Origin of the sequence: Bacillus paranthracis (genome assembly GCF_024296885.1) — a bacterium.
Taxonomy (GTDB): domain Bacteria; phylum Bacillota; class Bacilli; order Bacillales; family Bacillaceae_G; genus Bacillus_A; species Bacillus_A paranthracis.
In genome coordinates, this window is sequence record NZ_CP101135.1 from 684,845 (window position 1) to 709,297 (window position 24,453).

A 24,453-nucleotide genomic window follows, 5' to 3' on the forward strand; every position below is an offset into this window, starting at 1 on the left:
AATGACTTTGAGGTATATGTGGGGATGGAAAGAAGTTTTATATTTATTTATGTTTGTATTTGTTATTGTTCCAGTAACTGTCGAATCCCTTTTTTATAAATATATTTTAGAAGTAATAGGTAACTCACTATATGCTGGAGTATTAATGGGCTTTATAATGGCAGTGATATTTACTACTGTAGTTTATCTTTTTTGTATCAAAAGATATAAACTCTCGTGGAAAGATATTGGAATTCGGAAGCTTTCATGGAAAGATCTTTTATGGACAGTTGGAGCGGTTATTTTCTTAATTGTAGCTAGTATTGCTGTATTAGTGGTAATGGAGAAAATGGGTATTTCCTTTGAAAATAGTAAGACGGAGACAGTCCAAAATGATAAATCAATCTATTCATTCTGTATCGCGGTAATTGGAGCAGCAATTATATCACCAATTTATGAAGAGATTTTATATCGAGGTGTTTTTTATACATTTTTTCGTAATAGATATGGCATGCGGGGCGGTATGTTTATCAGTTCCATAATATTTACCGTTGTCCATATTCCAACATATAACACATTACCGGTGAATTTTTTAAGTGGGGTAGTATTTGCTTGGTTATATGAGAAAACAAATTCTATTTTATCGGCTATGATTGCCCACGCATTATTCAATTTCATAGCAGTACTTCTCACATTTATGTCGAATTAAGAAGATATATAGGAGGGATACATATGGAAATAGCTGTAGAACGTATTTTTACGAAAGAGATTTTAAAAAGAGCAGCGAGTTTGTTTCATGTAACAGTGGACGAAAAGCCGCTTGGAGATTTTGAGAATTATATTTTTAAGGCGAAGGGTGATAATGATGAAGATTACGTATTACGTTTAACACATTCTTCTCATCGCTCTAAACAAGAGGTAGAGGCTGAACTAGATTTTTTACGATATGTTGCGGAGAATGGGGCAAAGGTAGCAGGACCCCTTTATTCAGCATCTCAAAATCTTGTAGAAGAAATCAGAGCAGAGGATGAAACTTTCTTTTTCGCTTCTTTATTTACATATGCAAAAGGTGAGCAAGTAAAAGGAGCGGAATCGCCTTATTGGGGAGACGCTTACTTTGAAGCATGGGGAAAAGCGATTGGACAACTGCATCGCCTTACAATGGATTATCCTAAAACAGACTACCGTGATACGTGGGAAGAAGATGAGAGTGGGATTGTTAATGAATTAGAAGATGATCAAGTGAAAAAGATCGCTGCGGTATTAATGGATGAGATAAAGGCTCTTCCAATTGAAAGAGAAACATTCGGCCTTATGCATGGGGATATTCATCCAGGTAATTTTCATTATGATGGAAAAGAGCTAACAATCTTTGATTTTGATGATGCGGCTTATAATTACTTTATACACGATTTAGCGATGGTTCTTTATTACTCTGTTCTATTTACAACGTGGACAGCGGAAGAGAAGACAGACTTTGCTCGTAAACAGTTACAAGTGTTACGGAAAGGCTATGAGTATGAGCACAGACTGGCGGATAGCTGGTATGAATCATTACCACTATTTTTACGTTTGCGTGACATAGGTCTATACGGCACGCTCCAAAAGAAATTTAAAGGGAAAGATATGCCAGATAATTTCCGAAAGTTATCAGAAGAGCTATACGAAAGAATTATAAAAAAAGAAGCAATTGTGAATATATAATACATTCTGTTCAAAACAAAGTATATAAAACAAATATATACTTTGTTTTTTTATACAAAAATATGTTTGTTTTATTAAAATAATATTGTCATAGATTCGGTATACACTTATAATTTTTATATATTCTGAATATTCTTGATAAAAAGGAGGGGGAATATTGGAAGCTTTCGTAAATTGGTTAAATAATATTGTTTGGAGTCCAGCACTTGTTTATTTATGTTTAGGAGCAGGTTTATATTTTTCTATTCGAACGAGGTTTTTACAAGTAAGGCACGTAGGAGAAATGGTGAAGCTGACATTTAAAGGAGAAAAATCAGAGGCTGGTGTTTCTTCATTCCAAGCGTTAGCACTTTCGTTATCAGGGCGCGTTGGGACAGGGAATATCGCTGGGGTAGCTACAGCGGTTGCCTTCGGCGGACCAGGAGCTGTATTTTGGATGTGGGCAGTAGCCTTTTTAGGAGCAGGATCAGCTTATGTAGAATCAACACTCGCGCAAATCTATAAGACAAAGCATCAAGGACAGTTTCGCGGTGGACCTGCTTATTACATTGAAAAAGGTTTAGGGGTTAAATGGTATGCATTAGTATTCGTTGCAGCGACAATCCTTGCAACTGGGCTTTTATTACCAGGCGTGCAAGCAAATAGTATTGCTGTAAGTTTAGAGACAGCTTTTGGAATTAATACTACTCTATCAGGGGCTTTATTAGTTGTTGTATTGGCTCTTATCATCTTCGGTGGAGTAAAACGAATTGTTAACGTAGCGCAAGTTGTCGTACCGTTTATGGCTGTTGGGTATATTTTAGTAGCTTGTGTTATTGTCGCTATGAATATTGAAAAATTGCCAGAAGCATTTATGTTAATTATAAGAAGCGCTTTCGCATTAGAAGCAGCATTTGGTGGTATTATCGGTTTAGCAATTTCTTGGGGAGTAAAACGAGGTATTTATTCTAATGAAGCAGGGCAAGGAACAGGGCCACATGCAGCGGCAGCAGCTGAAGTATCACATCCAGCTAAGCAAGGTTTAGTGCAAGCATTTTCCGTTTACATTGATACATTATTTGTTTGTTCAGCAACAGCATTTATGATGATTATTACAGGCATGTATAACGTATTTGATGCAAGCGGAAAAAACTTTATCGTAAATAAATTAAATGGTGCTCAGCCAGGGCCGGGATATACACAGGCAGCGGTAGAATCTGTTTTCCCTGGATTTGGAAACGGTTTCGTTGCAATCTCATTACTATTCTTTGCATTTACAACAATTATGGCGTATTACTACATTGCAGAAACGAATATCGCGTACTTAAATCGTGATAAAGACCGCCCTTGGCTGTCTATGGTACTAAAGTTTGTATTTTTAGGAGCTGTATTCTACGGTTGTATCAAAACAGCAGCAACGGCTTGGGCTTTAGGCGATATCGGTGTAGGAATTATGGCATGGGTAAATATCATTGCGATTTTACTATTACAAAAACCTGCATTAGTTGCATTAAAGGATTATGAAAAGCAGAAAAAAGAAGGAAAAGATCCAGTATTCGATCCAGGGCCATTAGGAATTAAAAATGCTGATTTCTGGGAGCATGAATATGGAAAAGATAAGAAAGAAGAAGTATCGTAATGGAATAGAAATGAAAAAGCAAAGGGGAAATTCCTTTGCTTTTTTTATGGACAAAATGAGGCTGAAAGTTATTTTTTTGCCTATTTTTGAATATAAAAAGAATGTACATGCTTTGTTAGGGGAAGGGGTGAGTATGTTGATAGAGTTTCGGAACGTAAATAAATATTATGGCACCTTTCAAGTTTTAAAAGATATTAATGTACAAGTGAAAAAAGGTGAAGTGGTAGTAGTTGTTGGGCCTTCAGGATCAGGAAAAAGTACGTTGCTTCGGTGTATAAACCAGTTAGAGTCAATTACAGAGGGAGAGTTAATTGTACAAAATACGGAGGTACACAATGCGAAAACAGATATGAATGAATTACGCCGAAATATCGGAATGGTCTTTCAACATTTTTATTTATATCCACATAAAACGGTTCTTCAAAATATTACACTAGCACCTATTAAAGTAAATAAAATTTCAAAAGAGGAAGCAGAGAAAACGGCGATGTTTTATTTAGAGAAAGTAGGAATTCCGGAGAAGGCCAGTGTATATCCACATCAATTATCTGGTGGACAACAGCAAAGGGTGGCAATTGCTAGAGGACTTGCGATGCAGCCGGAAATTATGCTATTCGATGAGCCTACGTCTGCTCTTGATCCAGAGATGATCGGGGAAGTACTTGATGTTATGAAAACACTAGCTAAAGAAGGGATGACGATGGTTGTTGTCACGCATGAGATGGGATTCGCGCGGGAGGTAGCCGATCGGATTTTATTTATGGATGATGGCAAAATCATTGAGGATACAACACCGGCGCAATTTTTTGCAAGTCCTGAACAAGAAAGAGCGCGTCTATTTTTAAGCCGAGTGTTAAACCATTAAAGGAGGAGTTTTATGCTTAAAATGAAAAAGTTGTTTACGTTAATCGTATTTTCATGTCTATTCGTACTTGTCGTTGCTGGATGCGGAAGTAAAAAAGATGAGGCAAAAGAAACGAACACGAAGCAAGGCGGTGCTGTTGAACAAATTAAGAAGCGAGGGAAGTTAGTAGTTGGGGTGAAGAATGATACGAACTTATTTGGATTGAAAAACCCTTCAACAGGGCAGGTAGAAGGATTTGATGTTGATGTTGCAAAGGCACTTGCGAAAAAGATTCTTGGGGATGAAAAGAAACTAGAGTTGAAAGAGGTAACATCTAAAACGCGTATTCCACTACTGAAAAACGGTGACATTGATGCAATTATTGCAACAATGACAATTACAGAAGAACGTAAAAAAGAGGTCGATTTTTCAGATGTATATTTTAAAGCAGGGCAATCGTTACTCGTGAAAAAAGGAAGCGATATTAAAAGTATTGATGATGTGAAAAAGGGCGTAAAAGTGTTAGCAGTAAAAGGCTCAACATCGACAAATAACATTCGCCAAAAATCACCAGAAGCGACTGTATTAGAATTTGAAAATTACAGTGAGGCATTTACAGCGTTAAAAGCAGGAAAAGGTGATGTGTTAACGACAGATAATGCAATTCTTTACGGTATGGCAAAACAAGATTCGAATTATGAAGTTGTCGGGAAAATTTTCACGGATGAGCCGTACGGAATCGCAGTGCAAAAAGGTGCAGATGATTTAACGAAAGAGATTAATAATTTAATTAAAGACATGAAAGCAAGCGGAGAGTATGACAAATTATATGAGAAATGGATTGGGCAGAAACCAGAGAAGTAAAGTGATAAATAGTAAAAGTGAGAGGATGAGAGTACTCATCCTCTTCTTGTAAAGAAAGAGGGGAGAATATGTGCCTGATTTTTCTATATTAACGAATAACATTGATATGTATTTAGAAGGCTTTAAGTATACAGTTATGTCTAGTGTACTTGCATTAATAGGAAGCTTTATTTTAGGAGTAATTTTGGCGGTAATGCGTATTGCACCAATTCGCATTTTAAATTGGTTGGGAGCTGCTATTGTAGAATTTGTAAGAAATATTCCGCTCGTATTAATTGCATTTATATTCTATTTCGCTTTACCTGTAGTAGGAATTACTCTAAATGGTTTTGTAGCAGGAACAGTTACGCTTACCGTATATACTGCAGCGTTTATTGCGGAAGTCATTCGCGCTGGTATTTTATCCGTTGCAAAAGGTCAAATGGAAGCAGCACGTTCCTCAGGATTAACGTATGTACAGGGAATGTATTATATTGTTTTACCCCAGGCGATGAAAATCGTAATCCCTCCTTTAGGAAATCAATTTCTCAATTTAGTAAAAAACTCTTCTATACTCGGAATTATTGCTGGTGCTGATTTAATGTATCAAGGAGATTTAATTTCAACGAAGACGTTTGTTACGTTCGATGTGTATATATTTGTCGGGATGTTTTATTTAATATTAACAATTCCGCTCAGTATGCTAGTGCGTTATTTAGAAAAACGCTTAGCAAAGGAGGCGGTGTAAATGGATTTTAAGGGAGCAATTACAGGAGATCATATTCTCTTTTTATTAAAAGGATTACTCATCACATTAGAGGTAGCACTCGTAGCAATTGTACTTAGCTTTATTATCGGTAGTGTAATAGGGATTGTACGGTACACAAAAATACCCGTCTTCTCACAAATATTAGGAGTTATCGTTGAAGTAATTCGAAACTTACCACTACTTTTAATTATATTTTTCACATATTTTGCACTTCCAGAAGCAGGCTTGAAATTAGAAATTATAACAGCCGTAATTGTCGCTTTAACAATATTTGAAGCTGCAATGATATCTGAAATTGTTCGAAGTGGCCTATTATCTATTGAAAAAGGACAGATTGAGGCTGCAAGATCTTCAGGATTAACGTATGTGCAAGCACTTTGGCACATTATTTTACCACAAGCATTAAGAAGAATGGTCCCGCCACTTGTCAGTCAGTTTATTTCATTGCTGAAAGATACAGCGCTAGCAGTCGTTATATCACTCCCAGAGCTTATGCATAATGCTCAAATTATTAGCGGACAAAATGTAAATTATATGATTCCAACGTTTATAGTAGTAGCTTGTATGTACTTTATTGTAAACTATAGTTTATCAATTTTATCGAGAAGGTTAGAACTTCGTTAACCCTTACAATATATGTAAGGGTTTTTCCTTGTTTCTCCTTATTTTCCTCTAAATAGAATCTAAATCTTGCAATAATTCAATTTTTTATATTATTTTATCAGAAAAGTTTTAATTTTATATAGAAAATGTAATCGCTTTCGTGTATATTTTTATTATCAGAAAATTTTAACAAGATATAGGGGTATTGGTAGGGGGAGGATTTAGATGCAGCAACCAACGAATGAGAAATTACATCGTACGATGAAGAGTAGACATTTATTTATGATCGCACTAGGTGGTGTAATCGGAACTGGTTTTTTCTTAGGTTCAGGTTACACCATTAATCAGGCTGGACCAGGGGGAGCCATCCTTTCATATTTAGTAGGCGGATTTATTATGTATTTAACAATGCTTTGTCTTGGAGAGTTAACGGTAGCGATGCCAGTTTCAGGTTCTTTCCAAAAGTATGCGACGAAGTTTATTGGACCAGGAACGGGCTTTATGATCGGCTGGCTATATTGGCTTGGCTGGGCAGTAACAGTAGGATTAGAATTAACGTCAATCGGTTTAATGATGAAAAGATGGTTTCCGAATGTTGATGTTTGGGTATGGTGTCTCGTATTCGGTGTTATTTTATATGCTTCAAACGCAATTTCGGCGAAAAGTTATGCTGAATTAGAATTTTGGTTCTCTAGTATTAAAGTAGTTACCATTCTTGCCTTTGTTGTTCTTGGTGGTAGTGCATTATTAGGATTTATATCATATGACGGAAAAGAAGCAGCACCTCTTTTCTCTAACTTTGTAAGCGAAGGCGGGTTATTCCCGAATGGACTAGCTGCCGTATTACTTACAATGATTACAGTTAACTTCTCGTTCCAAGGAACAGAGTTAATCGGGATTGCAGCGGGAGAAAGTGAAAATCCAGAAAAAACAATTCCACGTGCAATCCGTAATACAGTATGGCGCATTATGTTATTCTTCATTTTAACAATGACGATTTTAGTAGGATTAATTTCTTGGAAAGAAGCTGGCGTAATTGAAAGTCCGTTCGTAGTTGTATTTGATAAAATCGGTATTCCATACGCAGCTGATATTATGAACTTCGTTATTATTACAGCGTTACTATCTGTAGCGAATTCAGGATTATATGCGGCAACTCGTATACTATGGTCACTTGCAAATGAAGGAATGGCACCAAAGTCTTTCCAGAAAGTAAATAAGCGTGGTATTCCAATTACAGCGCTAGTCGTAACAATTGCTGTAGCTGCTTTATCTTTATTAACAAGTTTCCTTGCAGAAGATACAGTATACATGTACTTATTATCTATAGCTGGTTTATCAGCTGTTTCAAGTTGGATCATTATTGCCCTGTCGCAATTGCGCTTTAGAAGTCAGTATATAAAAGGCGGAGGAAAGTTAGAGGACTTAAAATATAGAACACCGTTATATCCAATTGTTCCTATTTTAGCTTTAATTACAAATAGTATCGTCGTTATTAGTTTAGCGTTTATTCCAGAACAAAGAATGGCGTTATATTGTGGTATTCCATTTATCATTTTCTGCTACATATATTATTATATAAATAAGAAACGGCAGAAACCGATGAAGGTGGAGACAACAAATGAAACTAACCATCAAACAAGATGATATTGAGGCAGATTTATCGTATGGTCAATTAGCGATTGGAAAAGAAAACGGGTATTCACCGTTACAATTACTCGTTTCTTCTATCGCAGGATGCAGTGCAATTGTCTTTCGAACAATTTTAGAAAAGAAACGTATTACATATGATACGTTTACAATTGAAACGGAAATTGGTAGAAGTGATGCTTTATCAAAACCAGTTGAAAGTGTTCATTTGCACTATAAAATTAAAGCACAAAACATTACAGAAGAGCAGTTGGACAAGGCGTTGCAGCTTGCAGTGAAAAATTGCACAATTGTTCAATCTGTAAAGGATAGTATAAAAGTTACGGAAACAATTGAGCTAATAAAGTAAAACAGAAAAACGTGAGAATACGGCTCTCACGTTTTTCTGTTTTAGAGAGGGGGGAAAGTATGATGGAATGTTTAGGATGTAAATTAGCAAACGAAGAGGAAAAAATTTATAGAGTATACGAAGATGAGTATGTAACATGTTTTTTAGATCATGCACCTTTCTATCCAGGACATACTTTAATTGTGCCAAAACAGCATGTTGTAGAAGTAGATGAATTAGATGATGTTGTAGCAAAATCCATTATGGATGCTTCTAAGCTTATTGCAAAAGCGATTAAGGCATTATATAAACCAGATGGAGTTACAGTTTGTCAAAATGGTGGAGTATTTAACGAGTTAACACATTACCATATGCATGTCGTACCAAGATATAAAGAGCGCTCGTTTGCTGAATTTTATACGGTACAATCGGGAGAAAAGCAGAATCATAATTTTGAAGAGACTAAGCGCTTATTAAAAGGGGCGATAGAGCAAATACTGCTTAATGAAAAAGTGTAAGAGGGATGTTTTAAAGAAGTTTTTAGGAAAATTCTAATAAACAAAAGCCCAATTTCTCAGTTAAAATAGAGAAATTGGGCTTTTGTTTATTCTATTATTAAATTTTATCTATAAAAAGATTTTGCAGTGTCACAAAGTATGGTGCTCATTCGTTATATAGAGTGAGAGGAGGAATTATATGAAAGTTACAAACAACGATTATGAAAAGATGGAAGAGCTATACGAGTTGTACGAACAAAAGGTTTATTATGTAGCTTATTCTATTTTAAATAATATTCAGCAGGCAGAAGATGCAGTTCAAGAGACGTTTATTACTCTTTATAAGAACTTGGAAAAGCTCCATAGCTTGAGTACTGAAGAGCTTAAACGCTACATTTTGAGGATCGCGAAAAACAAGGCGATTGATAGTTACCGGAAAAATAAACGACATGAAACATTTTTAGAAGAATATGAAAGAGAATCGATAGAAGCAGTAGATGAAAATATTGAAGAGTGGGAAAAACGTAAAATGTCTGAGGTTCAAATTGATGCATTACTAAAAGAGTTAAATGAGTCTAATAGACAGGTGTTTAAGTATAAAGTCTTCTATAACTTAACGTATCAAGAAATTTCAAGTGTTATGGGGATAACGGAAGTCAATGTCCGCAAGCAGTTTGAGCGTGCTCGAAAAAGAGTCCAAAATATGATAGGAGGTATACAACATGACGAATTCAAAGAATTCCAAAGAAATATATGAACTTGCTGAAAAGATTGCTTTAGATGATTTTGATAAACTCGAAGAACAACATGAATTTTCACATACATATACGCGCAAAAAGAAATTGTTTATGGAGGAAATGAAGCTGAAAGACGAGAAGCCACAGAAAAAGCGTAAAAAACATCGTATGTTAATCGCTGCTGCTTGCTTATTGATTGGTATGCCGACAACCGTTTTTGGTGCAGTGAAAGTCTATAATATGATTGTCCAAAAACAAAATTACGAAGTAAATGTTTCGGTATCAAACAAGGACTCAAAAAAGAGTGATAAGTGGTATAAGTTGAAAATAGGTAAATTGCCAGAAAATATGGAAGCAATTGATGATAGTGCTATGAAATATTCATTTAAAGATAACTACGCAATGGGGGGATTTTCATTCGTTCTTTGGAGAGTAGGAGGGAATTCAGATTTTCCAACTCTGTACTCGAAAAGTTATGAAGAAAAAGAGATAAATGGTAAGAAGGCAGTAATTGTTCATAGAGAAAATGGTAATAAAGATTTAATGTTTAATAGAGTAATTTTTCTCTATTTTGAGGAAGAAGGAATTATGTTACAAAGTTATATTGGAAATGATATAAACGAAGAACAAATGATAGATGTGCTAGGGAGCATTTCACTTGAGCCCACGTCAAAAGAAAAGTCATCATATATAAGCGATTATGATAAAAAGTATTTTAGCCAAGAAAGTAAAACAACTAAGGTAATTCCTTTGAAGAAGGATAGCAAAAGACTATTTCATATAGGGCAAAAGGTTCCAGTAACGATATCTATGGATAACAGCCAAATTGAATATGTGATAGAAAAAGTTGAAGTCTTTGATTCAATCAAAGATTTTAAACAAGAGAACTTTAATGAACTTGGCCTAGAGATATTAAGCAAGAATCAAGCTTTGGATCAAGAGGGACAATTGATACCATATAGACGCGATGTATATAAACTTGGAAATGGTAAAGATTCAATTCATAAATTAGTAGAAACAAAATTAGTTAATCCTAAGTTTGTTTACTTAAAAACAACAGTAAAAAATATTGGTAAAAAGTCGACAGAAGAAATCTATATGCATCCATCTATAAAACAGCTTAAATTTGAAGGTAATGCATGGAACTACGCTAAAGAAGATGGAATCGCAGAAAAAAATATTATGACAGGCGAAGTTGATTATTTAGAGCCTCATGGAGATGGAAAAAGCTTCTACAATATTGGTAGTATCCGACCAGGAGAAACGGTGAAGGTTAACTTAGGTTATTTTGTAGATGAGGATAAACTAGATTCAATCTTTTTGGATGCTTTCAATTACAGAGGGACTGGCGACACTGAAAATATGAATGCGAAACATCGTTGGTGGATTGATATTCGTCAATAGTAACAAAGAGACTAAAAAGCTGCTTACATCTAGCAGCTTTTTTCGTCTTCATACATATGTAAAATTTCTTTCGCACGTATACGTAAACCATCTATTAATTCTTTCGGTTCTAACACTTTTGCATCTTTTCCAAGTCTATAAAATAAAGGGATAATAAAGTTTATTTCACCTTTATCAATTGTTGAATGTATATATCCTGTCCCGTCCTCGTTTACTACAACGAATTCTTCAAGGTAAGGCACGCTTTTACATTGGCGTACACCTTCTGTTGTTAGTAAAACATGTAACTGAGTAGGACTATGTATTACGTTAGAGTTAGAGGCAAACCACTCTTCTAAATTCATGAATGTATCTTCATTTTCTTCCGTTGATAATATAGAAAGAATACGATCAACGCGATACAGTAATACTTTTTTTCTACTGAAGTCATAGGATGGTAAGTACCATAGCCCGTCATGCGCATATACACCAATAGGATGAACGTGTTTTGTTTTGATCCCTGATTTAGATTCATATTGAAATTGTAAATTTTTATTTTCAATAGCCGCAGTTAGTACTTCGTTTAAAAGAGGTGTATCAATTGTACGCTTCGGATTCCAAAAGGCGATGTAAGAACGTATTTTATCAACTTTCACTTTCGCATCATGTTGTAGGGAGCTATACAGTTTATGTGTAACGGAATTGATTTCTGTGTTAAAAGGCAAATCGCGATAGTAACTTAAAGATTGAAAAGCAAAAAAGATGGAGACTGCTTCTTCTTCCGTAAATAAGATAGGTGGAATGACTCTATTCGTTAATACTTTATAGCCGCCGTTACGACCTTGTTCTGCGTAAATGGGCAACCCCATATCACTTAAATCTAAAATGTATCTATGGACAGTACGAACGGAGATATTAAATTCATCAGCTATTTCTTGCGCTGTAAATGTCTTTTTGGCAGAAGCAAATATAAGAATATCTAATAAGCGTTTAGCTTTTGACAAATGTATCACCTTTTTTCTTTTTAACATGACATAAATTGTCATGTTTTATTGTTAGTATATTGTTTACATCATATGTTATCAAGATGATTATCAAGATGAGATGCAAGGAGGAAAAGATATGTCACGTGAAATCGTTTTATTTATTGCGGCGAGCTTAGATGGATATATTGCGAAAGAAAATGATGATTTAGAGTGGTTAATGGAAACGGAAGGAGAGGGAGATAACGGTTATACAGAAATGTATGAAACGATTGATACGATAATCATGGGAAAAAGAACGTACGATTATGTAGTAGAGCATATGGAAACATTCCCGTATGTAGATAAAAAATGTTATGTTTTCTCTAACTCAGAAAAAGGTTCAAACGAACACGTGGAGTTTGTAAATGAAGATGTAGTGGAGTTTACAAAAAGGTTGAAAGAGCAAGAAGGATCTAAAATATGGATGGTCGGTGGAGGGAGTCTACTGAGAGAGTTCTTTAAGAATAATCTAATTGATGAATATGTTGTTACGATTACACCGCATATATTAGGTTCTGGAGTTCCGTTATTTCAAGACAAGAACCCAGAAATTCATTTAACTTTAACGGATACGAAACGTTTTGGGCAATTTGTAAACTTATATTATAAAGTAAAATGATAAAGAAACACGACTACTGATGGTAGTCGTGTTTTTGTATAGATGGCAATGAAATAATAAAGCAAGATCCGTGATCAACTTCGCTCGTTACAGTAATATTCCCACCGTGCAGCTCTACAATTTCTTTCACGATAGATAATCCTAAACCAGTTCCGCCTGTAGCTCGTGATCTCGCTTTATCAACTCGATAAAAGCGGTCGAAAATGTGAGGGAGGTCTTCAAGCGGAATACCTTCGCCTTCATCTTCCATTGTAATGGAGATACGTTTATTTTCTTCTGTAACAGAAATGTTTATATGAGAATGCTCTTTTGAATGTCTATAAGCGTTATTTAAAATATTCACCACAACTTGTTCGAATCGTTGTTCATCTAAGTTTACTAGCAGTGTAGGAGGACAAGAGAAAGAAACTGTAATGTACCTTTCTTTATACATGGCGTTTACTTTTTCACATATACGCGTAAGGAAGGTGTGTAAATGCACTTCCTTTACTTGAATAGAAAAGTTATGTTGTTCCATTTGTGCAAGGGAGAACAAATCTTGAACTAAGTTTGTGATGTAATCAGACTCATCTTTTATAATAGATAAATATCGTAAACGTTGCTTGGGAGATGTGGTTTCTTTTAAAGCAATGTCAGCGTAACCTCTTACGTATGTCAAAGGTGTTCGTAATTCATGAGCAACACTTGCTAGAAATTCACTTCGCTCTGTTTTCATATAATGTAAATCATTTGCGAGTGTTTGAATAGATGATGCTAGTTCACCAATTTCATCATTTCGAGTAGTCGTTAATGAAACTGATAAATCTCCTTTACTCATTTTTTCAGTGGCATGTTTCATGTGTAACAATGGTTTTGTTAATAACCGAGATAAAAGAAAAATGGTAATGACTGTGAGTAGAAACGTGATGGCACCTGCGATAATGAATTGTTTTGTTAATCCATTCACCAACTTTTCAATAGATTCTGTCCCAAGAAACATATACACATACCCCTCATGTTTTCCAGCTACTATGATGGGACTAACCGTACATATATAATTAGATGTTTTCCAGTGATTCTCTATAATCGCTCCATCATGATCTGTCCGTGTTTGCATCTTTTCAATATGCTTTTTTATAGTAGTATTTATTTCATTGGATTTAGCTAGTACTTCCTTATTTGCATTTGTAATAACAACAGTGGTTTCGGCTTCGGATTCCATTAGTGCAACATGAGAGATTGTTTGCTTATCAAAATACTTTTCAAGGACATCTCTGTGACTATTTCCGCGTTTTAATAAAGCTGTCATTTCTTCATTTACTCTATTGTTGACAAGACTATAATAAAGCGAGACAAATAGAACACTTTCGATTAAAAGTGTAACAATCAAAAAATAAAATCCGAGCTGAATAGAAATTCGCTTCATTGCTTTGCTCCTTAATCTAGAGTATCAACCCATCGATAGCCAACTCCGTACACAGTTTTTAAATGATCATCAATAGGGAAATTCACTTTTCGTAATTTATCACGCAAATTACGAATATGTGAATCGACAGTTCTATCTTCTGTATTTGTATTTAATCCCCAAATTCGTTCAATGAGCTGATCACGGTTCAATACATAGTTCACATGACGTAAAAATAATCCGAGTAAAGAGAATTCAATTGGTGTAAGAAGAAGTTCTTCGTTATAGACAGAAACGAAATGCTTTGCCTCATCCCATAAAATGCCGTGATATTGGATTTGCGTCCGTTGATTCGTTCGCCTTAAAACAGCTTCAATTCTCGCGAAAAGCTCTTCTTCATGGAAAGGTTTCGTTACGTAATCATCTGCTCCGATTTTTAATCCTTGGACGACATCTACCGTTTGATCACGAGCTGTTACCATAATGATAGGAACGTTACTAAATGAGCGGATTTTTTTACACGTTTCCCATCCGTCCATCTTTGGCATCATAATATCCAGTAAAATAAATTTAAAGTTTTGATTTTCTATATGTGAAATCGCTTCTTCTCCGGATCGTGCACATATGCAGTTATATCCAATTGGAGTAAGATAAAGCGTTAATAATTCAAGCATTCTCGGTTCATCGTCTACGAGCAGTATATCAATCATAGAGAGCCCTCCATATGTAATCTTTACTTAAATTGTAATGCAAAATCATGAAGAAATGGTGCAGATTGTAATGCGTCTGCATAATTTCTTCAGAATTGCTTGTTATTGTAAAGTTGAAATTCCATTTTAGGTAATCATATTGGCTCGAAAATGATTTATACGGAGGCGGTATAGTGAAAAAAATGACCCGAGTTTTTGGGATAACAATAATTACAGCAGTTGGTCTTGCGGCGTGTGGACAAACAAATGCAGATCATAAAAATCATGAATCTAAAGAAGCGAAGAAAACAGAGAAGAAGGAAATGAAAATGAATCAGCAGGTAACTGCGCCGAAAGAAATGAATCAAGGTGCAGCAAATGATTTATTAACGACAAGTTTAAAAAATGTAACGAGATTAAACACAAATGATCCTCTTCAAATGGCAGTATTAACTTCGCAGACGATATGGCCAGCAACGCATAAAGAGAATCAGCCAGGCGCTGTTATTTTAGTACCAGTAAAAGACTGGCAATTAGGTATTGCAAGTGCAGACCTTATTCATCATCCGAATAACGGACCGATTCTATTTATAGAAAAAGAAAAGGTACCCGAAATGACATTAAAAGAAATAAAACGATTAAATCCGCTCGGAACGAAAGATGGAACACAAATTATGGTGATGGGGGATGTCGATGCATCTATCCTTGAGCAATTAAAAGAGTATAAAGTAAAGCAAATAAAAGAAACGGACCCAGCTACATTTGCTAAAGATGTGGATAAAGAATATGCCGATATAACAGGTAGTTATCCGAATAGTGTTATTATCGGCTCATCTGAAGAGGAAGGGCGTTTATATACAACACCAGCTGTAAACTGGATTTCTCATATGCCAGAACCACTACTTTATACAGAAAAGAATAAAGTGCCAAAAGCGACGATAGAGGCATTAAAGATGCGAAAAGATAAAGCAAATATATATGTACTAGGACCAGAAAAAATCATTTCAAAAGAAGTAGAAAAAGAGTTAAGCAAATACGGGAAAGTAACGCGTATTAGTGGAGAGACTCCAGTAGAAAATTCTATTGCATTTGCAAAGTTTAAAGATGAAAAAACAAAATTTGGATGGGGGTTCACAAAACCAGGTCACGGTGTATCATTTGTTTCAAGCAAAACACCAGACTTAGCAGTTGCAGGAGCACCATTTTCACATATGGGTAAACATGCCCCCGTTATCTTATTAGAGGAAGGAAAAGCTTCACAACCAGTGTATGATTTCCTTGCAAGTATTCAACCGAAGTTTAAAGATGACCCAACGCTTGGACCGTATAACCACGGCTTCTTATTAGGAAGTACGAGTGATATTTCATTTGAAACACAAGGAATATTAGATGAGAGGTTAGAGATTGTGCAAGAAAGTGGTCAAGGGCACGGTGGACATTAATGAAATGAGAGAAGACGCTGCTAAGGTAGCGTCTTTTTCTTTAGGAAACTTTTACATAGCAAAAATCTCTCTACTCGTTATATAATAGCCTTCGTGCAGTCGGCTTAGATTTTCTTATGGAGAAAATCAAATGAGAAAAGAGTAGAGGAGTGGTATTTTGTTTCAGACGATAAAAAATGATTGGTTCTCCAACGTGAAAGGGGATGTGCTATCAGGAATAGTTGTTGCTTTAGCGTTAATCCCTGAAGCAATTGCTTTCTCTGTTATTGCAGGCGTGGATCCGACCGTTGGGTTGTACGCAGCCTTTTGTATTGCCGTTACCATTTCATTTGTTGGTGGACGAACTGGAATGATTTCAGCTGCAACAGGTGCAATGGCATTGTTAATGGTAACGCTTGTTAAAGATCATGGTTTGCAATACTTATTTGCTACAACAATATTAACGGGGATTGTCCAAATTATTTTTGGTGTGTTCAAACTGAGCTCATTTATGAAGTTTGTACCTAAATCTGTTATGAGTGGTTTTTTAAATTCACTTGGAATTTTAGTTTTTACAGCACAATTGCCGCATTTTAAAAACGCAACTTGGCAAATGTATGCACTTGTCGCATTAGGACTTGTCATTATATATGTATTTCCACGTATTACGACGGCTGTTCCGTCTACACTTATTTCCATTATTGTTGTAACAAGTATTGCAATTATGAGTGGATTACAGTTGAAAACAGTAGGGGATATGGGAAGTCTGCCGAAAGAATTACCGTTCTTTAGCATGCCTGACGTGCCTTTTACACTTGAGACATTAGGGATTATTTTACCGTACGCAGTTATGCTTGCAATTATCGGTTTACTAGAGTCATTATTAACAGCTTCAGTTTTAGATGATATGACGCATACGGAAAGTAATAAGCATAAGGAAGCACGTGGACAAGGGATTGCAAACATTGTTGCTGGTTTCTTCGGAGGAATGGCAGGATGTGCAATGATTGGACAATCTGTTATTAATATTAAATCAGGTGGACGCGGGCGATTATCGACGTTTGTAGCGGGCGGATTTTTAATCATATTACTATTTGTTTTAGGTGATTATGTCGTTCATATTCCGATGGCAGCTTTAGTTGCAGTTATGATTATGGTTTCAATTGGAACATTTGATTGGAACTCTGTAACAACGATTCATAAAGTACCAAAAGGAAATGCATTTGTTATGATTGTAACAGTTGTGGTGGTCTTAATTACACATAATTTAGCATTAGGTGTAATTATCGGAACAGTAATTAGTGCGGTTTTATTTGCATTCAATATGGCAAAGATTCACGTGAAACATTTATATATTGAAAATAAGAAAATATACGAAATTCATGGTCAACTTTTCTTTGTATCTACGGCAGATTTTATAAATAATTTTTCATTTGAGGAAGATGTAAAAGAAATTGAGTTAAATTTTTCTCACGCACACATATGGGATGATTCAGCAGTGGCATCAATTGATAAAGTTATCATGAAGTATGAACAAAGTGGCGTGAAAGTAAGTATAACGGGATTAAATGAACGTAGTGCAAAACTTGTTACTAATTTAGCTACTTATAATAAAAGAATTGCTAGTTAGAAGCCTCCTTTTTAGGGGGCTTTATTATATAATACGAGTAGGATAACGAAAAGGGGATTCAGCATATGTATAAACAAATTATATTAGCATGTGACGGTTCTGAACATGCACTTCGAGCAGCGGAACATGCAACATATATTGCGAAATGTAGCGAAGAAGCAAATGTTGAAGTTGTGTACGTAGTAGATAATAGAACAGCAAAATCAGATATTATACAAGGTCAAACGGATTTAGAAACAATATCGGCTAGTCGAAAAGATAAATTGAAAGAGATTGAAGGTTTATTAAAGAAAGAGAACATTTCTTATACAATTACGATATTACATGGCGATCCAGGAGATACGATTGTTCAATATGTAAATACAGGAGATATAGATCTTGTTATTGCTGGGAGTAGAGGGCTAAATACACTGCAAGAAATGGTGCTTGGTAGTGTCAGTCATAAAATAGCAAAGCGTGTGAAATGTCCGGTGATGATTATTAAATAAATTGAGTGAGATATTCTGTAGTGTAAGCAGGGCCTTGATATAATTCGAGGTCTTTTTTTACGTATAAAGGGGGGAAAGAGAGGGCATAATAGATACATAAGTTTTAAGAAATGTTAACTTACAAATTTGTAAGTTTGTTGTCAGAAAAATCGATGTTATGAAAATTATTCCATTGGTAAAATAAAAATAACGAAGGGAAGATAGGGAGGATGAAAAAAATGAAAGCACTTCAAAATTTATCATATAGCCAAGGTGTCAGTCTTATTTGTTTAGGGGGATTTGCTGCATCTGTTACGTTAGCCGTTGTAATAAAGATGATTCATCAAATCTTTTAACCTTAGAGTAGGGAAGGAATTGGTTGTTATAAATAGTAAGAAAAGGATTGTAAATAAAAAATAGCTCCTGGCATGTATCTCAGTGCCGGGAGCTATTTTATTATTTCTCTGTTTCTGCTTTATCGCTTGTTACGCTAACCTTACCCCATTTATATTGATCTTCTGGTGTGTATTTATAATCTTTTACGCGATTATTTACACCTTTTAAGTCAAATTTATAATGAAGTGGAATTAATGGTACTTCATCGTGAACTAATTTTTGCCATTTATCGTAGACATCTTTACGGTATTTTTCATCAGCAGCTTCTGGAGAAATACCTTGTTTTAATAATTCTGTGTTTTTGTCAGTAGCCCAACGTGGGTAATTGAATGCTGCATCTTTAGCCCAAATACCAGAAGGGTCTGGGTCAGATCCAGTTCCCCAAGCTGCCGCGAAAAGATCAACTTTTGGATCATCTTTTTTAATCATATCGTAGAATGAATTAAATTCATGTAAGCGACCATCAAGAAGCTCTACTTTTAGGCCGATGTCTTTCCAAGATTGAATAAAGAATTTTGCAAGTGGTTCACTTACATCGCTACCACTCATTGATAAGAAATTAGCTTTAAACTCTTTACCATTCGGATCTTCACGGAATCCATCTCCGTTCGTATCTTTATAGCCCGCTTCATCTAATAACTTTTTAGCTTTCTCTACATCTTTATCATAGGAACCAGCTTTATTGTTATGATATTTTGGTAGGGATGGTGGGATTGGTGAGTTAGCCGGATAACGTAGGCCGTGATATAATTTTTCACCAATTTCTTTTCGATCGATAGCATACGCCATTGCTTGACGTACACGAACATCTTTAAATTTCTCTTTATCCATTACTACTTCTTCTTTTTCTTTATCCATATGTCCTAATTTAAAACCGATATAACTATAGTATAAATCAGTTTTACCGACTAATTGAGCATTTTTTAATTTACTTACATTTGGATACTGATCTGCACTTACTTCAGCAATGTCAATATCACCATTTTTTAAGGACGCGTTAACAACGGACGGGTTAACAACTTTTAAAACCATGCTTTTCAGTTTTGGTTTTCCACCATAATAATCATCAAAACGTTCAAATTCAACAGCTTCACCTGGCGTAATTTTCTTCACTTTAAATGGTCCGAAACCAATTGGGTTTTTACGGATTTTATCAGATTCTGCTAATTTATCAATTGGTACATCTCCTAAGTATTTCTTATGAAGAGGGTATGTCCAAAGCCCAGTTTTCACTGAAGGGTTTGGTGTTTTAAATGTAATCGAAATAGTTTTTGGATCTGTTACCTTTATACCTGAAATTTTTTCGGCTTTTCCATTATGGTAATCTTCCATACCTTCAATCATTTGCATTTGAGTGTCATAGCGAGAACCAGCATATTTTTTACTACCAATCACTAGATAAGAGTATTCTAAATCCTCAGCAGTAACAGGGTTTCCATCATGCCACTTTACATTATCTTTAATTTTTAGTGTAATTGTCTTTTTATCTTTAGAAATTTCATATGTAGCAGCGCCATCATTCGTGTATTCCCAGTTTTCGTCATTTGATAATAAAGATTCATCGAAAATTGTAATAACTTGGTTATCAGGATCCCCTTCATATACAGCGAAATTTAAAAGTCCTTCAAATGGTGTGTTAGAAACAAGACCATATGTTAATGAACCATCTTTAATTTCCTTTTTATCATTTTTAACAGATGCACTAAATTTATTTGTATCTACTTTTTTTGTGCTACTCGTTTTTTCACTACCCCCACTGCCCCCACATGCTGAAAGTAGTAATGTTGAAACCGCAAGTGTACTTAATACTTTGAAAAACTTTGGCTTATTTGTCATTTCTTCCACCCCTTATCCTTTTCTTTGTCTTGCATCGGCCGAACGACGTAGCGCTTGACCAATAAAATTTATACACAGCATCAATGTTAAAATCATGATTGATGCGGGTAACCAAATCCACCATTTTTCTTGTAATACATCTGGATTTCTAGCATAACTAACAAGTGTACCAAGGCTTGGTGTACTTTCTGGTAGACCAAACCCTAAGAAGGTTAGACCAGATTCAATACCGATGTTTCCAGCAAGGTTTAATGTAACGCTAACAATGATAATTGAACTTAAGTTAGGTAGTACTTGGAAAAGAATGATCTTCCAGTTTGGTGTACCTAAAGTTTTTGATGCAGAGACATAGTCGAGTTCTTTTTCAGTTAATACTTTTGAGCGAATTAATCTTGCCTTTCCTGTCCATAAGAACACGCTCATAATTAAAATGAAAGTGAAGATATTGAATGTAGGAACAAGTGTAATAAATACAATTACAAGCATTAAAAATGGTAAAACCATTACAAAATCGATAATGCGCATAATGATATTATCAATTGCTCCTCCAAAATAACCGGCAATTAATCCAATGGAAAGGCCAATTAAACAAGAAAGAATAGTAATCGCTAATCCAATTGTAAATGAGTTACGCGTACCAATAATAAGTTGGCCGAAAATATCGCGTCCTCCATAATCTGTTCCTAACCAATGTTCAGCAGAGGGAGGAGCATAAATAGCGAATAAATCAACTCGTACAATATCTTCTTGTTTCATAATAAAAGATGTTGCGTAGACTGCTAGTAATAAGATTGCTAGGAAAACAAGTGAAAACATTGCTAATTTATCTTTACGAAGTTCTCGCCACATAATAGAGAAACCAGAAGGGCTTTTTTCGAAATTAATAATTTCAGTTTGTTTTTCAGGGTTTGCTAACATAACGTCATCTCCTTTCTTTAATCAATACGAATACGTGGATCGACGATGCTTAGAATAATATCTGAAAGGAGAGTTCCAAGTAACGTTGCAAATCCAGTAAACATAACGAGTGCAGTTATTACACTAAAATCACGTTGAGAGATAGATTGTATAAATAGTTGGCCAATTCCTGGATAGCTAAAAATACTTTCTAAAAAGATGGCACCGCCAACTAATCCCGTAATTTCATAGCCTAAGAAGGCTGCAATTGGTAAGAATGAATTTCGTAAAATATGTCTAGAATAGATTTTTGATTCTGGAACACCTTTTGCTCTTACTGTACGCACAAAATCTTTATGTTTCGTATCAATAATTTCGCTTCGTAAATATTGAACAGTACCAACTGTTGCAATTAATGCCCCTGATAAAGCTGGTAGTAGCATGTGATTCAATTTGCTTAAATAGTAAGCAAATGTACCTGTTGCAACTTGAGGATCTACGCTACCGCCGGTTGGGAATATTGCAAACTTAAATCCGAATAGGAAGAGCATAACGAGTGCAAATATAAATAGTGGTGTAGCAAAACCTAGATAGTTGTAAATGGTAATGAGTCGATCAGCCCAGGTATCATTCCACCGCCCACTTATAACTCCCAGTGGTATGGCAATTAAATAAGTAAGAATAAGAATAACAAGTGCTAAAGATACTGTATTTCCAAGTCGTTCTCCAATTAACTCGGTTACTTTCATTTTATGTGCATAGGAGATACCAAAGTCACCTTGTACTGCATTTTTAATCCAGCGAACATATTGTGTTGTAACTGGGTCATTTAATCCAAGCTTTTCACGTTGTTCTTCAATTACTTTTGGATCCGCTTTTGGATTTATTGCTTTGCCGGTTAATGCATCACCTGGCATTGCTTTAGCTAGTAGAAAGACAAGTACACTTAACACGAATAATTGCGGGATCATCACTAAAAATCTCCGTAATATAAACTTCCACATGTTTTATCACTCCCTTATGGTAATGCCACCCGGTGCGTTGGCGAGATTGGTTTTAAATCATAAGCCCGACCGTTTTCATTGAAATAATTTTCGTATGATTTCTCGTATTCAGAGCTTACTTGTTGACGGAGCTTACGCTGTCTCTCTCTGTTTTCAGGACGAATATCAGGAATTGCTGATATTAGGCGCTTCGTATAAATGTGTTGTGGATTACTATAAATTTCTGCACTAGTTGCTTCTTCGACGATGCGCCCGCGATACATAACACCGATACGGTCACACATATGACGAATTACACCTAAATCATGACTAATGAATAAGTATGTTAGTCCGAGCTCAGCTTGTAAATCTTGCAAGAAGTTTAATACTTGTGCCTGTACAGAGACGTCAAGCGCAGATACTGGCTCATCCGCAATAATAAGCTTCGGCTTTAAAGTAAGAGCGCGTGCAATACCAATCCGCTGCCTTTGACCACCGGAAAATTCATGTGGATATTTATAAATAGACTCTGGATTTAGACCAACTTTATCGAGATATTCTTGAACTGCTCTCCGTTCTTCATCAGGTGAGAATTTTTCAAAATTTCGAAGAGGCTCCGCAATAATGTCGAGAACACGTTTCTTCGGATTTAATGATGAATATGGGTCTTGGAAAATCATTTGAATATCTTTTCGTTGTTCACGTAACTCAGAGCGACTTAACTTTGTTAAATCTCGATTATTAAAATGAATGCTACCCTCTGTTGCTTTCGTTAAATGCATAATTGCTTTACCTGTTGTTGATTTACCACTTCCGGATTCACCAACAATCCCGTACGTTTCACCTGGTTGTAATTCAAAACTTACACCATCTACAGCACGTACATAATCTAATGTGCGGCCGAAGAAACCACCTTTAATTGGGAAATGTACTTTTAAATCTTCTACTTTAAGCAGTGCCATGAGTTACGTCATCTCCTTTCTTATCTTGGAAGTTGAAATGCTTGTAGCAAGTACAACGCACCCAGTGGTCTGGTTTTACTTCATGTAAAATTGGATTTTCCTCGTGCTGATCAGGTCTAATCCATGGAATTCGAGCTTGGAAGCGGCAACCTGTGCGAGGAAGTTTCGCTAACGTAGGAACCACCCCTTGAATTACATGCAATTTTTCTTTTTCAGCATACGCAGATGGAATGGAGTTTAATAGAGAACGAGTATATGGGTGAAGAGGGTTGTTAAAAATCTCTTCAACTTTTCCTGTTTCTACAACTTGTCCAGCGTACATAACGACGATACGATCGGCTGTTTCTGCGACAACACTTAAATCATGAGTAATTAAAATGATGCCCATTTTCGTTTGTTCTTGAATAGATTTTAGTAAGTCTAAAATTTGTGCTTGGATGGTTACGTCAAGAGCCGTTGTTGGCTCATCCGCAATAATGAGTGCTGGGTTACAAGCAATTGCAATTGCGATAACAATTCTTTGTCTCATTCCGCCAGATAATTCGTGTGGGTATTGTTTATATGTAAGTTCTGGTTTTGGAATACCAACTTGATGAAGTAGTTCTAAGGTGCGTTCTTTCTTTTCAACTTTTGAAAGGCTTGTGTGGTAGTCTAAATTTTCTTCGATTTGTTTTCCAACTGTCATAAGAGGATCGAGTGCTGTAAGAGGTTCTTGGAAAATCATACCGATGTTTGATCCGCGTACTTTATTCATCTCTGCGGCTGACATCGTTAGTAAATCCTTATCTCTATAGTTAAGCTGCCCTTGTAATTTTGTATTTGCTTCATTATGCAGTCGCATAATGGAAAGGGCAAGTGCACTTTTTCCGCAACCTGATTCACCGACTATCGCGACAATTTCATTTTCATGGACAGTTAACGAAACATCATCAACTGCGGCATGATATTGATCTTGTATGCGAAAGGAAGTCTGTAAGTTTTCAATGCGAAGAAGTGGATTCTTCATGGCTATCCCTCCATCTTTCTGAAAAGACTAAATATTTTGTATGTTGTTGTTATTTTAATATAAATTGACAATGTTTGACAAGCATAAGTTGAGAAAATATTCAAAAATCTTTTTATATAGAGATTGGATGCATGTATATAAGTAGTTGAAGCGCTTTGAAAACGCTAACATGTATAAGGGAGG

The 24,453-nt window shown here is 35.6% G+C and carries 25 protein-coding genes; 17 read left to right on the forward strand and 8 right to left on the reverse strand.

Features of this window, described 5'->3' with window-relative positions; genetic code table 11:
- Position 1 precedes the first annotated feature (1 nt).
- From NLJ82_RS03410 to NLJ82_RS03465, 12 genes are all read left to right on the forward strand, one after another.
- Entirely contained in the window at positions 2–688 is a 687-nt protein-coding gene (locus NLJ82_RS03410) for a CPBP family intramembrane glutamic endopeptidase (RefSeq protein ID WP_000175469.1), read from the forward strand.
- Positions 689–711: 23 nt separating this feature from the next.
- Positions 712–1,683, forward strand: coding sequence for a phosphotransferase enzyme family protein (locus NLJ82_RS03415; RefSeq protein WP_000401621.1), 972 nt, complete (start codon positions 712–714; stop codon positions 1,681–1,683).
- Positions 1,684–1,840: 157 nt separating this feature from the next.
- Positions 1,841–3,301: an alanine/glycine:cation symporter family protein gene (locus NLJ82_RS03420; protein WP_000387151.1), complete on the forward strand. Its 1,461-nt coding sequence runs from the start codon at positions 1,841–1,843 to the stop codon at positions 3,299–3,301.
- Positions 3,302–3,437: 136 nt separating this feature from the next.
- Positions 3,438–4,166, forward strand: coding sequence for an amino acid ABC transporter ATP-binding protein (locus NLJ82_RS03425; RefSeq protein ID WP_163170595.1), 729 nt, complete (start codon positions 3,438–3,440; stop codon positions 4,164–4,166).
- Positions 4,167–4,178: 12 nt separating this feature from the next.
- Positions 4,179–5,009 carry a glutamine ABC transporter substrate-binding protein GlnH gene (glnH, locus tag NLJ82_RS03430; RefSeq protein ID WP_000916479.1) on the forward strand — a complete coding sequence of 277 codons (831 nt, stop codon included), beginning with the start codon at positions 4,179–4,181 and terminating at the stop codon, positions 5,007–5,009.
- A gap of 70 nt (positions 5,010–5,079) precedes the next feature.
- Positions 5,080–5,736: an amino acid ABC transporter permease gene (locus tag NLJ82_RS03435; protein ID WP_001112694.1), complete on the forward strand. Its 657-nt coding sequence runs from the start codon at positions 5,080–5,082 to the stop codon at positions 5,734–5,736.
- Positions 5,737–6,381: an amino acid ABC transporter permease gene (locus NLJ82_RS03440; RefSeq protein WP_000345989.1), complete on the forward strand. Its 645-nt coding sequence runs from the start codon at positions 5,737–5,739 to the stop codon at positions 6,379–6,381. It abuts the gene before it with no gap.
- Positions 6,382–6,585: 204 nt separating this feature from the next.
- On the forward strand, positions 6,586–8,007 hold the full coding sequence (locus NLJ82_RS03445; RefSeq protein ID WP_001187116.1) for an amino acid permease: 1,422 nt from the start codon (positions 6,586–6,588) through the stop codon (positions 8,005–8,007).
- Positions 7,982–8,359: an OsmC family protein gene (locus NLJ82_RS03450; RefSeq protein ID WP_000778863.1), complete on the forward strand. Its 378-nt coding sequence runs from the start codon at positions 7,982–7,984 to the stop codon at positions 8,357–8,359. The genes NLJ82_RS03445 and NLJ82_RS03450 overlap by 26 nt, the downstream gene beginning before the upstream one ends.
- Before the next feature lie 59 nt (positions 8,360–8,418).
- Positions 8,419–8,856 carry an HIT family protein gene (locus NLJ82_RS03455; protein ID WP_000969618.1) on the forward strand — a complete coding sequence of 146 codons (438 nt, stop codon included), beginning with the start codon at positions 8,419–8,421 and terminating at the stop codon, positions 8,854–8,856.
- 178 nt (positions 8,857–9,034) lie between these two features.
- On the forward strand, positions 9,035–9,592 hold the full coding sequence (locus tag NLJ82_RS03460) for an RNA polymerase sigma factor (RefSeq protein WP_000869289.1): 558 nt from the start codon (positions 9,035–9,037) through the stop codon (positions 9,590–9,592).
- Entirely contained in the window at positions 9,558–10,976 is a 1,419-nt protein-coding gene (locus tag NLJ82_RS03465; RefSeq protein WP_000185095.1) for an ECF-type sigma factor negative effector, read from the forward strand. Before NLJ82_RS03460 ends, NLJ82_RS03465 begins: the two co-directional genes overlap by 35 nt.
- Positions 10,977–11,005: 29 nt before the next feature.
- Here NLJ82_RS03465 and NLJ82_RS03470 read toward each other — a convergent pair whose 3' ends face one another.
- A complete protein-coding gene (locus NLJ82_RS03470) occupies positions 11,006–12,001 on the reverse strand; it encodes a helix-turn-helix transcriptional regulator (protein WP_170930443.1) in 996 nt (331 codons plus the stop codon).
- Between the two features lie 76 nt (positions 12,002–12,077).
- On the opposite strand from NLJ82_RS03470, the gene NLJ82_RS03475 reads away from it, so the two are divergent.
- Complete coding sequence (locus tag NLJ82_RS03475; RefSeq protein WP_000085793.1) at positions 12,078–12,599, forward strand: dihydrofolate reductase family protein; 522 nt, start codon at positions 12,078–12,080, stop codon at positions 12,597–12,599.
- Positions 12,600–12,612: 13 nt separating this feature from the next.
- On the opposite strand, the gene NLJ82_RS03480 is transcribed toward NLJ82_RS03475, so the two are convergent.
- Together NLJ82_RS03480 and NLJ82_RS03485 are read right to left on the reverse strand one after the other, a co-directional pair.
- The gene (locus tag NLJ82_RS03480) at positions 12,613–14,004 is read right to left on the reverse strand and encodes a sensor histidine kinase (protein ID WP_000822575.1); all 1,392 of its coding nucleotides are present in this window, start codon (positions 14,002–14,004) and stop codon (positions 12,613–12,615) included.
- A gap of 11 nt (positions 14,005–14,015) precedes the next feature.
- Complete coding sequence (locus NLJ82_RS03485) at positions 14,016–14,693, reverse strand: response regulator transcription factor (RefSeq protein ID WP_000565459.1); 678 nt, start codon at positions 14,691–14,693, stop codon at positions 14,016–14,018.
- Between the two features lie 173 nt (positions 14,694–14,866).
- Here NLJ82_RS03485 and NLJ82_RS03490 point away from each other — a divergent pair, with 173 nt between their 5' ends.
- The 4 genes from NLJ82_RS03490 to NLJ82_RS03505 all read left to right on the forward strand — a co-directional run bounded on the left by NLJ82_RS03490 (position 14,867) and on the right by NLJ82_RS03505 (position 18,546).
- Positions 14,867–16,114 (forward strand): cell wall-binding repeat-containing protein, encoded by a 1,248-nt coding sequence (locus NLJ82_RS03490; protein ID WP_000738890.1) that lies wholly within the window; start codon positions 14,867–14,869, stop codon positions 16,112–16,114.
- A gap of 157 nt (positions 16,115–16,271) precedes the next feature.
- Positions 16,272–17,723, forward strand: coding sequence for a SulP family inorganic anion transporter (locus NLJ82_RS03495; RefSeq protein ID WP_000487890.1), 1,452 nt, complete (start codon positions 16,272–16,274; stop codon positions 17,721–17,723).
- Positions 17,724–17,788: 65 nt separating this feature from the next.
- Positions 17,789–18,211: a universal stress protein gene (locus tag NLJ82_RS03500; RefSeq protein ID WP_000277992.1), complete on the forward strand. Its 423-nt coding sequence runs from the start codon at positions 17,789–17,791 to the stop codon at positions 18,209–18,211.
- A 209-nt stretch (positions 18,212–18,420) separates the two neighbouring features.
- Positions 18,421–18,546: a DUF4027 family protein gene (locus tag NLJ82_RS03505; protein ID WP_000738301.1), complete on the forward strand. Its 126-nt coding sequence runs from the start codon at positions 18,421–18,423 to the stop codon at positions 18,544–18,546.
- A 100-nt stretch (positions 18,547–18,646) separates the two neighbouring features.
- On the opposite strand, the gene opp4A is transcribed toward NLJ82_RS03505, so the two are convergent.
- Genes opp4A through NLJ82_RS03530 form a run of 5 tightly spaced genes read right to left on the reverse strand, consistent with a single transcriptional unit; the run spans position 18,647 to position 24,270 of the window.
- Positions 18,647–20,422: an oligopeptide ABC transporter substrate-binding protein gene (gene opp4A, locus NLJ82_RS03510; RefSeq protein ID WP_000182626.1), complete on the reverse strand. Its 1,776-nt coding sequence runs from the start codon at positions 20,420–20,422 to the stop codon at positions 18,647–18,649.
- Positions 20,423–20,434: 12 nt separating this feature from the next.
- Positions 20,435–21,340, reverse strand: coding sequence for an ABC transporter permease (locus NLJ82_RS03515; protein WP_000880726.1), 906 nt, complete (start codon positions 21,338–21,340; stop codon positions 20,435–20,437).
- Positions 21,341–21,357: 17 nt separating this feature from the next.
- Positions 21,358–22,323 (reverse strand): oligopeptide ABC transporter permease, encoded by a 966-nt coding sequence (gene opp4B / locus NLJ82_RS03520; protein ID WP_012644197.1) that lies wholly within the window; start codon positions 22,321–22,323, stop codon positions 21,358–21,360.
- A gap of 14 nt (positions 22,324–22,337) precedes the next feature.
- Complete coding sequence (locus tag NLJ82_RS03525; RefSeq protein WP_001196370.1) at positions 22,338–23,264, reverse strand: ABC transporter ATP-binding protein; 927 nt, start codon at positions 23,262–23,264, stop codon at positions 22,338–22,340.
- Positions 23,251–24,270 carry an ABC transporter ATP-binding protein gene (locus tag NLJ82_RS03530; RefSeq protein ID WP_000795376.1) on the reverse strand — a complete coding sequence of 340 codons (1,020 nt, stop codon included), beginning with the start codon at positions 24,268–24,270 and terminating at the stop codon, positions 23,251–23,253. The genes NLJ82_RS03525 and NLJ82_RS03530 overlap by 14 nt, the downstream gene beginning before the upstream one ends.
- Positions 24,271–24,453 lie beyond the last annotated feature (183 nt).